Raw genomic sequence first — 9,678 nt, forward strand, 5'->3', positions numbered from 1 at the left:
TGCCAGATATTTGTAGTTTTGTAATCTGATGAAATTTTTTGTTATCCTTATTCTGGCTTTCGGCTTCAGTACCGCACTTTATGCACAAACCAAACCTGTGCAAGGCATTGTTATTGACAAAGAAACCAAACAGCGACTGGCGAAAGTTTACATCTATAACATCCGCACAGGCGACGGGCTCTATAACAACACTAAAGGCGAGTTTAGTACTTTTGCCATTCCGGGCGATACCCTGGTTGCCGCTTTATCGGGCTACGGCGTAGATACAATAGTATTTAAAGGTCAAACGGCAGCATACTTCCAGCTTAAATCGCTGGGTATCCGTTTACGTGATGTGGTTATCCAGCAGAAACGCCTTACGCCACAGCAACTGTACGAAAAAAATGTTCAGGAATACCGCTACCAAACCATGAAGGGCAGCAGCAAAGACCTGTTAAACTTAGGTAATGGTGGCGTAGGCTTAGGTATCGATGCCATTTACAACCTCTTGAGCAGGCAAGGTAGAAATGCTCGTCATTTGCAAAAAATCCTCGAAAAAGATTACCGCGAAGATTTGATCGATTACCGTTTTAATGCCAATTTGGTACGTCAGGTATTGGGTATTAAAGATGATGAGCTTACCGATTTTATGCAGCAATACCGGCCAACATACCAGTTTGTACTCGATGCGGATGATTATGCCTTTAATATGTTTATCCGCAATGCCTACAAAAGTTACCGGATAAATCCAAAAGCATTGCAATTGCCTCCATTGCCTAAAATAACCATCGAGAAGCTGTGAAAGCGCCCATCTTCATCGTTAAAAAGCTGCCGGCCGCCGGCATGGCCCTGTTTCCATTCATACTGGTTAAATCGGCAGGGCTTAAAAACGATGCAACAATCATTAACCACGAAAAAATCCACCTGCGCCAGCAACTCGAATTACTTATTCTGCCTTTTTATATCTGCTACCTGCTCAACTATTTCGTAAACCTGATGAAATACCGGAACCACCATCTGGCCTACCGGAACATCATTTTTGAAAAAGAAGCATACAACCACGAGCACAATCTGCAATACCTTAAAAATGGCAGTTGGTACGGTTGGTTGAAAAAGATATGAAAGCGCTGTTTTACTGGCAAATGCAATTGTCATGCTGACAATCATTTTGTTAAATGCTTTTTATCTCTAAAAATTTTGTTTTTCTTTGTAAGTAATGAAGAACTTTTTAGCTGCCATAGCCCTTATTCTAAGTCTCTGCTCTACAAAATTATATGCTCAGGAAATTGATACGATTCCGATCAATACCAAAGACCTGAACATAAAATTAAAACGCAGTCCGCTGCCGAGCAGACAAGGGCCGCTAAATTTCGAACCCGTAAAAATTAAACCGCTTGTTGTAAATGCCAAAATAAGTTACTGGAAAACCAGAACCAATATTGGTATTAACATTAACCAGGCGCAGTTTAGTGATAACTGGAAAGGTGGGGGTACAAACTCTATTGCAGTAGGCGGTTTGCTTAACTGGAAAGCAGAATACAATAAAAACAGCTATAGCTACGTAAGTGAGGTGGTTTTGCAATATGGCAAGATTAAAAACAAAGACCAGCTGCAAAAGAAAACCAACGATCGTATCTTCTGGGATAATAAAGCATCATTCCAATTATCAAAAAGCTGGTATTTCTTCGGATCGGTGAGTTTCGAATCGCAGTTTGATAGCGGCTACAGGTACTATAGAGACGGTAACGGCGATGAGCAACAAGTGCTTATTTCGAGGTTTATGGCCCCGGGTTATTTGACCGAATCGATCGGTTTTGAGTACAAACCTGTAAAATATTTCTCTACCCGTATTGGTACCGGTACCGCAAGGCAGACCTTTGTGCTCGATACAGCTGTTTACGATAAAAAACCAAATGTTTACGGGGTTGATAAAGGCAAGAAATTCCGCAACGAACTCGCTTTCCAGGTAGTAAGTGCTTTTGATAAGGATATTTTTACCAATACCAACCTTAAGGCCCGTTACCTGATGTTTGTTCCATATGAAAACATTGGCTGGTCGCGAATTGACCACCGTTTGGATGTTGCGCTTACTGCAAAAATTAACCGTTTTATGAACACCAGCTTAACCGGAGTAGTATTATTTGATAAAGATACTGATGTAAATATTCAAGCCAGTCAAACCCTGGCGCTGGGCTTTGCCTTTACCTTTCCGAGGTAGCGGTATATAAATTAAAAAAAGACCACAGTTTACGCTGTGGTCTTTTTTTTAGCCCATTTTTTTAAGCTCCGCCGCCAACTTTACCAATTTCCCAGTAAGGCATGGTAATCATCTGGCTGAAGCGTACACCCCGTTGTTTAAGGTATTTTTTAAACTGTTGTACCGATTTTGCGCGCCCGGTGAGATAGAAGGTAGCATTTTGCCACATTTCCCAGCACATAGGATGCATATTATCCATCCAGGTTATCGCATTTTGTGCCGGCGCGCTCAAATCTGATGGTACCACATCAATCAACAGGTTAATGTGATCAACCGAATCGAAATTTTCTTCCTGCAATTCCAATACACCGAAATACTCTACATCCTCATCTAATGCTTTTTTTCCCAGCGACTCGTACAGCCCCATGCTGGTTTCATCTCCAAAGAAGAAATGCTGATTGGAAGCTTCGTTGTACTTTACCCTTGCGCGGTCGGCAATAAGCTTTAAATGATCGCCTTTTTGGATATTAGCGGCAAAATTAAATCCGGGTCCTTGCTGGTTTAAATAAAAAATAACCTCGCAGGTATCGTTTTCATGATCGAAAGCCGATAAGGTATAGTGACGGTACTCGTTGGCATTTACCCTAAAAAGCACCTCGTTGCCCGGCATAAATTTCGCGTCGAAAAAATCGCCCTTAAAGGTGATACATTTCAGGTTGCTGCTGAGCATTTTTGTTTCTACAACCTCTACAGCGTATATTTTGTTGCTGATCACCTTTTCCATTGTGTTGACCAGCCATGATGGTAACTTAGGCATCGTATTAATTTGTTTAGTAACTTTGAACAAAAGTAGTTGTCTAACAAACGGATCTTTTTATACCAAAAGGATTAAAGTTTATATCAAAAGGATTTTATGGCCCTAAATATTTATGACGGCGACGAGAGATATTATGTTGTAGGGAACAAACTCGACAATAATGCACTTAATCAGGCCCTTGTAACCGAGCGGAGGGATAAATATAGCTTTCCGTTTGGCGATGCAGAGATTGTGGAGATCGCTTTTTCGGGAATTTATATTGTTTACGGCGATATGCTGGTAAAGAAGAGCCGCCTGCGCATCAAATCTTTTGATGAACCTGATATGGTTGAGCTACATTTTTCGATTATGGGAGGGGGGATTATGGAAAATTACCTCACCAACAAACGCCTGGATATTAAAGCCAATCAACACAATATTATCTACAGCCCTGATTTTGATGGAATGGCCGAGTTTACGGTAGGTGGCCCGCATAAATTCTTTGAAGTAAACTTCGAACGGTCGCGCTTTATTGATTTAACGAGCGAAAGCAGTACGTTATTAAGGAATTTTGCCGAAAACATCATGAATAACCGTTCGGTAGAAATTTCATCGGAAAATCTGCCCATCAGTTTGGCCATGCACAGCTGTATCAACGATATTATGAACTGCCATTTCACAGGTGGATTAAAATTATTGTTCCTTCAATCTAAATGTTTGGAGCTTTTGGCGCTACAGGCACAGGCTTTTGAAGAGGCGGCTAAGAAAACAGAGCGCCCGGCATTAAAATCGGCTTACGATAAAGAACGGATTTATTATGCGAGAGAATACTTGTTGGCAAATGCCTGCAAACCACCTTCTTTAACCGAACTGGCAAAAATAGCCGGTATAAACGAGTTTAAACTAAAACAGGGCTTTAAGGAAACATTTGGCAACTCTGTTTTTGCTTACCTGAGCGACTATAGACTCATGAAAGCAAAAGAGCTTTTGGCCGATAAACAGGTCGACATTAAAAATATCTCTGAGGATTTAGGTTACTCATCGGTACAGCATTTTAACAAGGCCTTTACCCGGAAATTTGGCTTAAGCCCCGGCAAAGCGCGGTAATATTTGCGATGGGTTTAACCCCATCGAATATAAGTTTTTAGCTTTTTTTACGTTTCTTCTTCAAATCCAAATAATCCACATAGTACAAAACCTTAATCGATAAACTGTTATTTTGAGGAGCATTTAAAATCCCGCTCAGGTTCTTGTTGTAACGCTGTGTATAAAAAGTATCGTAAGTTTCGGCAGCATCTTTATACGAAAGCGAAAGTGTACTTCCGGGTGCAAACTGCCAGGTATAAATTAAATCGATGTTAAAAACATTGTAATTGCGGTCCATTCCGGTTAATGATGCGCCCTGATAATCGGTTAAGTTACCATCTGGCTTAAGCAGGTAAAATTCCTTATTCCTTCTGTCGCTCCAGTAGTGTCGCAACACCACAGTAATCCCCATCAGGTTGGTAAAAGTATATTTGGCATCGAACGAGTTTTCTACCGTTCGGCGATCATACCTTGAAAAAATAGCTTGATTGCCTTGTGTAGTAACCCAGTTTACATAGTTGTAATTCGGGTTAAAGTTTAAATCCAATCCAAACGCAACTTTATCGTTAAGCCTTAAGTTTTGAAAAAAGTAAAAGTTATACATTTTACCTTTAAAAAGCTGTTGTTCAAAAAAGCGTATGTTTCCGCCAAAATTATACGCTTTGGCGCGGTTGGGATTGATGTACAAACTTACACCATAATTTTCGGGAGCGTGGTAAACCTGCCCGTTCCTTGCTTCGTAAAAATCGTTGCTTTTTCTGTCCCAGCTTACATCCAGCTCTGCCGACCACTGGTTTTTAAACTGAACCCAATACCCTCCGTTAAAACCAATTTTTTGATAAGCTGCTGGAATCGCCCTACGCGAATAGTTTAAATTTAGCCAGCTTTCAAATTGATTGTACCATTTGCTGGGTTTGTATATGTTGTAGCCAACGCCAATGCGCTGATCCAAAAAGTTATTGTTGGTAAAGAAACCCATATCCGATGGATCGAATTTATTATCGGCATATACCTGGTTGTAGCTCCAGGTAAAGTTACCGCTCTGTTTCCCAAACCGCAGTGTATAGCTGTAACCGGTACTGCTTTCTTCGCCCCTCAAATAGCTCATTTTAGCACCACCGTTTACGAAATATTTATTGTTTTTGTTATTTAAATTGAAAAGGAGCGCGCTCACATTCGCATCGTAAGCAGAGCCTTGCCGCAAAACATTGGTATTGATAAAAGTGGCCGAACTGTTGTTTTTTAAAGATTGATCGAAAACCAGGATGTTGTAATTGGTTAAGGGCTGTGTTTCTACCTCACGAAGGTTACCCTGTGCGTCTTCCACTTCCGTCTGCATGCTGTTGGTAATGGCATTAAAAATACCGATGCCCAAACCCTTTGCCGTACGCCCCGAAATTTTGGTAGCATTTAAAACCTTGGCCTCGGTTTGGTCTTTCACAATTTTATCGTTTCCAACCCCGCTGTAATTGTAATAGGCCGGTATAGAGCCAATCCGTTTTGAATAAAATAAATCGCCTTTGTTAAATAACTCGGTTCCTTCGGTAAAAAACTGCCGGTTTTCATTAAACTTTACCTCAAAAGGGGTAAGATTAAGAATGCGGTTATCTGATTGCACCTGACCAAAATCGGGCACCAAAGTCATATCCAGAGTAAAACTGTTGTTAATACCATATTTCACATCCATACCGCCATTGAAACGCGAAGTTGTGTTTTTAACCCCCGGTTGATTTATAGGGTAGTGGTTTACGTAGGCAGACAGGTATGGCGAAAAAGAAAGCCGCAAGGGTGGTTTAATGTCTTTAATACCTGTCCAAAGCCCTTCCTGATTGATAAAACCATTTACCTTTGGGTCAACAAAATTCCAGAAGGTTTGGGTATTGCTGCGCTGTATCCTGCGGCTGAAATTTAATCCCCAGTTCTGTACATCCTTGCCTGAAAAGCGCAGGGCAGAGTAAGGAATTTTCATTTCGCAGGTCCAGCCTTTATCGTCGATTTTAACTGCACTTTCCCAAACTGCATTCCAGTTTTCGTCTTCATTACCTACTTGCGAGTATTTGGCATCGAACTGCACACCTGCAGCGGTAACAAAAAAGCCATTGCCATTCATTTTATCGTAAAAGGGATCGACAATAATGGAGATGAAATCGGCATTTCCAATATTATCCCTCGAAACCAACTCATGCGAAACACTATCCGGGCTATCGTACATGCGTGCATAAACGTAAATGGCCACATCATCGTAAAGCACCTTCATTTCGGTACGCCGATCAGCGGTTTCTACCTTCCCAGGGTGAGGCCTGATCTGAAAAAAATCGGTAGCAACCGGAACATCTCTCCAGCAGGCATCGTCTAAAACACCATCAATTTTAGGGCTTTCAAGCGTTCTTTTAGCGGCTAAATGCTTTTGTTTGGTAATATCCTGGGCCTTGCAAAAAGCACATATCAATAGTAAAACCGGGAGGATGCAGCGCTTCATTCGTTTAAGTTAATCGGGTATAAGACTAACTCTCCGGGAAAATGTTGCATCAAAACAGAAATATAATCGCCCGGCCATAAAGTTTTGACTTTGAGTTGCTAAGATTTACAATCAAAATTTGATACATTTGCCTTTTATTAAAAACAAGTAGCTTTTTGCCATCCGGCACTAAGCCTTTAGCTTAAAAAAAGATGTTTGATAATTTACAGGACAAGCTAGACAGAGCGTTTAAAGTATTAAAAGGACAGGGCAGCATTACGGAAATCAACGTGGCAGAAACCATGAAAGAGATTCGTAAAGCATTATTAGATGCCGACGTTAACTATAAAACAGCAAAAGCATTTACTGATGAGGTAAGGCAAAAAGCTTTGGGGCAAAATGTACTTACAGCGGTTTCGCCGGGTCAGTTGCTTACCAAAATCATGAACGATGAGCTTGCGGCCTTAATGGGCGGCGAGGTTACCGAATTAGATACCAAAACCAACCCAACCATTATTTTAATAGCAGGTTTAAACGGTGCGGGTAAAACCACATTTGCCGGTAAACTAGCCTTGCATTTAAAAGGTAAAGGCAAAAAACCTTTATTGGTTGCCGGCGACATGTACCGTCCTGCCGCTGTTGATCAGTTAGAGGTTTTAGGTACCACAGTGGGCGTTTCTGTTTATGCCAACCGTGCTTCAAACGATCCGGTGGGTATTGCTTTAGAAGGTATTGCCCATGGTAAACAAAATGGAAATAATGTAATCATTATCGATACCGCCGGCCGTTTAGCGATCGACGAATCGTTGATGAACGAAATATCGGAGGTTAAAGCTAAAACCAATCCACACGAGATTTTATTTGTAGTGGATGCCATGACTGGTCAGGATGCCGTAAATACAGCAAAAGTATTTAACGACCGCTTAGACTTTACAGGTGTTGTTTTAACTAAATTAGATGGTGATACCCGCGGTGGTGCGGCCCTTTCAATTAAATCGGTTGTAAACAAACCGATCAAATTTATTGGTACAGGTGAGAAAATGGAAGCACTTGATGTTTTCTATCCTGATCGTATGGCTTCGCGTATTTTGGGTATGGGTGATGTGGTTTCCCTTGTTGAACGTGCCCAAATGCAGTTCGACGAGAAAGAGGCGGCAGAACTCCAGAAAAAAATCCGTAAAAATAAATTCGATTTCAACGACTTCTATAACCAGATTCAGCAAATTAAGAAAATGGGTAACATGAAAGACTTGATGGGTATGATTCCAGGTGTAGGTAAAATGATGAAGAACGTAGATATTCAGGACGATGCGTTTAAATCAATCGAAGCCATTATTAACTCGATGACTCCATTCGAAAAAGAAAATCCTGATGCCATCCAGCAAAGCCGCCGTTTACGCATTGCAAAAGGCTCGGGCAGCAAAGTAGAAGAAGTAAGCAAGCTGATTAAGCAGTTTGAAGATATGCGCAAAATGATGAAGCAGTTTTCGAACCCGGCCGCAGCAGCAGCCATGATGAAAGGTATGCCTAAAATGCCGTTTGGAAGATAGGGTTTAACTGAAAGCTTAAAGCGAGAATAATATATAGCACATAAAAAAATCCCGATCAGAAATGGTTGGGATTTTTTTATATGCTTTTCATTCTTGTTTAGTTAAAGCCTTGCCCCAGGCTTAATCCAGTAACGCAGGTAAAAAGCAGTTCCATATAATAAAGTTAACGAACTCTTATTCCAAAAAGTGACTAATTGAATTTGATTGCGATATCTAATTGAGTTCTAACTTTACTCCCTTGAAAAACACCTGGCTTCCATTTCTCAGAACTTGTTAGTAATCGTTTGGCTTCATTATCACAATAGATATCGAGTCCCTTCTTAACTTTAATATCAGAAAAGCTACCGTCTTTTTCGACAATCAATGACATAATTACAGTTCCCTTAATATTCTTTGCTTCAGACTCTTTTGGATATTTTAGATTCGTTTTAATGTAATTATTCCATTCAGTATAGCCTTTTGGATACTCAGGCTGGGAATCTAGACTAATAAAATCAAAAACTTTATTCCCAAAATCTACTGGTGTATTTTTGGTAGCTGTATTGGGAATGGCAATATCTACTCTTGGCGATCCAATAATATTTGAATCTTCTTCTGGTGGTAGGCTTTTATATACATTATCAAAAAAAGTTTTTGTCTTATTCCATTCATTTAGATACTGTTTAGTTAAATCTTTCTCTCCAGAAAAAAAGAAAACATCGACATTTTTATCTTTGGCATTAATTTTTGTAACATATTTTTCATCTGCTATCACAAAAACATCCATGTTTTTTGGAACCAATAAATAATAAGTACCGTCTTCATTTATACCGCTCTTCCTATCCCTCAAACCTAATAATCTAATTGAACTATTTTTTAAAGTGTTTTTACCATCTAAAAAAATATGTCCGGTAACTCCAACAAATTCGTTCTTTTTTTGAGCTAAGCTGCAAAGTGTCAGGATTAATAAGTAAAAAGTAATCAATGTTTTTTTCATGGTAAAAAAAGTGTTTTTAACTAAAGTATGGTAATTACTTTATTAAAACAATTCTTATATTAGTCAATAAATATTCATCCCGAATAAATTTACATCCCACTTTATTTTATTAAAAAAAATTGAATGCTTGTAAAAACATACGGGAGTGCTGTTTATGGCGTAAATGCACTTACCATAACCATTGAAGTGAATATTAGTGCCGGTACCAAATACTACATGGTAGGCCTGCCCGATAATGCTGTAAAAGAAAGCTTGCGGCGTGTGGCCAGTGCCATTACGGTTTCGGGCTTTAGAATGCCTAAACAAAAAATTATAGTTAACCTGGCGCCTGCCGACCTTAAAAAAGAAGGTTCTTCTTACGAGTAATGGTGCGCGAGTACACCAGACTCAGCAGAGCAGTGGCCCCTAAAACAGTTGATGAACCACTGGTGGTTCCAAAAGACTTTCCTAAAGGGAAGAAGCTGGCCGCTACAGACGGTGTTATCAAACAACGATTTGATGAGATGAAAAAACTACAGGCTAAAGGGTTGTCCAACAACGCAATTGCAAAATCGCTAGGGATGCATAGGAATACCGTCAGGAAATACCTGTCGATGGATGTGTTGATGCGGAAGTCCTACGGAGAAAGGGGGATGA

At 40.1% G+C, this 9,678-nt stretch carries 9 protein-coding genes and 1 pseudogene; 7 read left to right on the plus strand and 3 right to left on the minus strand.

The window, feature by feature from the left end:
• Window positions 1-28 precede the first annotated feature (28 nt).
• From HWV58_RS09050 to HWV58_RS09060, 3 genes are all read left to right on the plus strand, one after another.
• The gene (locus HWV58_RS09050; protein ID WP_175633792.1) at window positions 29-781 is read left to right on the plus strand and encodes a hypothetical protein; all 753 of its coding nucleotides are present in this window, start codon (window positions 29-31) and stop codon (window positions 779-781) included.
• Window positions 778-1,101 carry a hypothetical protein gene (locus tag HWV58_RS09055; protein ID WP_235972688.1) on the plus strand — a complete coding sequence of 108 codons (324 nt, stop codon included), beginning with the start codon at window positions 778-780 and terminating at the stop codon, window positions 1,099-1,101. Before HWV58_RS09050 ends, HWV58_RS09055 begins: the two co-directional genes overlap by 4 nt.
• 94 nt (window positions 1,102-1,195) lie before the next feature.
• Window positions 1,196-2,197 carry a DUF3078 domain-containing protein gene (locus HWV58_RS09060; RefSeq protein WP_175633793.1) on the plus strand — a complete coding sequence of 334 codons (1,002 nt, stop codon included), beginning with the start codon at window positions 1,196-1,198 and terminating at the stop codon, window positions 2,195-2,197.
• Window positions 2,198-2,258: 61 nt separating this feature from the next.
• On the opposite strand, the gene HWV58_RS09065 is transcribed toward HWV58_RS09060, so the two are convergent.
• The gene (locus HWV58_RS09065; protein WP_175633794.1) at window positions 2,259-2,993 is read right to left on the minus strand and encodes a siderophore-interacting protein; all 735 of its coding nucleotides are present in this window, start codon (window positions 2,991-2,993) and stop codon (window positions 2,259-2,261) included.
• A gap of 96 nt (window positions 2,994-3,089) precedes the next feature.
• On the opposite strand from HWV58_RS09065, the gene HWV58_RS09070 reads away from it, so the two are divergent.
• On the plus strand, window positions 3,090-4,079 hold the full coding sequence (locus tag HWV58_RS09070; RefSeq protein ID WP_175633795.1) for a helix-turn-helix domain-containing protein: 990 nt from the start codon (window positions 3,090-3,092) through the stop codon (window positions 4,077-4,079).
• Between the two features lie 37 nt (window positions 4,080-4,116).
• On the opposite strand, the gene HWV58_RS09075 is transcribed toward HWV58_RS09070, so the two are convergent.
• Window positions 4,117-6,537 carry a DUF5916 domain-containing protein gene (locus HWV58_RS09075; RefSeq protein ID WP_175633796.1) on the minus strand — a complete coding sequence of 807 codons (2,421 nt, stop codon included), beginning with the start codon at window positions 6,535-6,537 and terminating at the stop codon, window positions 4,117-4,119.
• A gap of 191 nt (window positions 6,538-6,728) precedes the next feature.
• Between HWV58_RS09075 and ffh the strand changes: the two genes are divergently transcribed.
• Window positions 6,729-8,066 (plus strand): signal recognition particle protein, encoded by a 1,338-nt coding sequence (gene ffh / locus HWV58_RS09080; protein WP_175633797.1) that lies wholly within the window; start codon window positions 6,729-6,731, stop codon window positions 8,064-8,066.
• 190 nt (window positions 8,067-8,256) lie between these two features.
• Here ffh and HWV58_RS09085 read toward each other — a convergent pair whose 3' ends face one another.
• On the minus strand, window positions 8,257-9,042 hold the full coding sequence (locus HWV58_RS09085) for an energy transducer TonB (RefSeq protein ID WP_175633798.1): 786 nt from the start codon (window positions 9,040-9,042) through the stop codon (window positions 8,257-8,259).
• A gap of 123 nt (window positions 9,043-9,165) precedes the next feature.
• On the opposite strand from HWV58_RS09085, the pseudogene HWV58_RS09090 reads away from it, so the two are divergent.
• Together HWV58_RS09090 and HWV58_RS24270 are read left to right on the plus strand one after the other, a co-directional pair.
• Window positions 9,166-9,405, plus strand: a pseudogene (locus HWV58_RS09090) (magnesium chelatase domain-containing protein); the annotation flags it as partial.
• Between the two features lie 2 nt (window positions 9,406-9,407).
• The coding region (locus HWV58_RS24270) for a hypothetical protein (protein WP_394354235.1) at window positions 9,408-9,678 on the plus strand (271 nt) is incomplete at its 3' end.

This window comes from Pedobacter ghigonis (genome assembly GCF_903166585.1).
Classification (GTDB): domain Bacteria; phylum Bacteroidota; class Bacteroidia; order Sphingobacteriales; family Sphingobacteriaceae; genus Pedobacter; species Pedobacter ghigonis.